Source organism: Pseudomonas sp. P7758 (assembly GCF_013386485.1).
In the GTDB taxonomy this organism is placed as follows: domain Bacteria; phylum Pseudomonadota; class Gammaproteobacteria; order Pseudomonadales; family Pseudomonadaceae; genus Aquipseudomonas.
On record NZ_JACARS010000222.1, the window covers coordinates 1 to 1,174 of the forward strand.

Consider the following 1,174-nt stretch of genomic DNA (forward strand, 5'->3'; position numbering starts at 1 on the left):
GACGCAGAGCGTCCAATTCGGCATTCCCATGCAGGGCGTGGGAACGATCGAACAGTGGCCTATAGTGAAGGCAACGCTTCCACCCGCACGGCCCGTCCGCTAAGGTGCGCGGCTTCGTTTTCTTCTTTTCTGCACAAAAGGCCCGGCATGACCGCGACAAACAAAGACCCACTGCACGGCGTCACCCTGGAACAGGTCCTCACCGCGCTGGTGGCGCATTACCAATGGGAAGGCCTGGCCGAACGCATCAACATCCGTTGTTTTTCCAGTGACCCGAGCATCAAGTCGAGCCTGTCGTTCCTGCGCAAGACCCCGTGGGCGCGGGAGAAGGTCGAGGGCCTGTACGTGAAGTTGATGCGCACCAAGCGACCGGTCGAGGACTGAGGTGAAACGTCACCTTATCGGCCTCGCAGCCCTCGGCGGTTGGGCCGGCCTGGCGCTGCAGCAGTACATCATTTTCTACTTCCGCTGGGTCGATGGCGCCAGCCTGTTGCCGGGCCTGGTGAATTTCTTCAGCTTCTTCACCGTGCTCACCAACACCCTGGTGGCGGTGGTGTTGACCCATGCGTGGGTGCAACGGCCAACCGCGGCGAGCCGGTTCTTCCTCGGGCCCGTAGTCAGCAGCGGGATTGCCGTGAGCATTGTCGTGGTCAGCCTCGCCTACAGCCTGTTGTTGCGCCACATGTGGCAGCCTGCGGGGGTGCAGTTTGTGGCGGACGAGTTGCTGCACGACGTGATGCCGTTGGTGTTTGTCGCGTATTGGTGGTGGTGCGTGCCCAAGGGCAGCCTGCGCCTCAAACACATCGGGCTGTGGGTGATTTACCCGGTGGTGTACTTCGCCTATGCGTTGTTGCGCGGGTATGTGTGGGGGCTGTATCAGTACCCGTTCATTAACGTGGACACCCTGGGTTATCCACAGGTGTTCATCAATGCCGGGGGGATTCTGGTGGGGTTTGTGCTGATTGCTCTGGGGGTGGTGGGGCTGGATAAAATCTGTAGGAGCGAGATTGCTCGCGAAGAACGTTAACGATAACGCAGTGTGTCTGGTTTAACGCGGCGCTCTCAGGTTCTTCGCGAGCAAGCTCGCTCCTACAGGGATCACTGTTGCCAGTAACCCACGGCCTTGAGGAATGCCTCATTGACGTTGTGCGTGTCCAGCAGCACCCGCCGCACC

Annotated in this window: 2 protein-coding genes; both read left to right on the top strand. The window is 60.1% G+C overall.

Annotated features, from left to right (window positions below; genetic code table 11):
- The first annotated feature begins 147 nt into the window (after window positions 1–147).
- Window positions 148–384 carry a VF530 family DNA-binding protein gene (locus tag HX873_RS30830; RefSeq protein ID WP_003216406.1) on the top strand — a complete coding sequence of 79 codons (237 nt, stop codon included), beginning with the start codon at window positions 148–150 and terminating at the stop codon, window positions 382–384.
- Window position 385: 1 nt separating this feature from the next.
- Entirely contained in the window at window positions 386–1,027 is a 642-nt protein-coding gene (locus HX873_RS30835) for a Pr6Pr family membrane protein (RefSeq protein ID WP_102369850.1), read from the top strand.
- The last annotated feature ends 147 nt before the right edge of the window (window positions 1,028–1,174 follow it).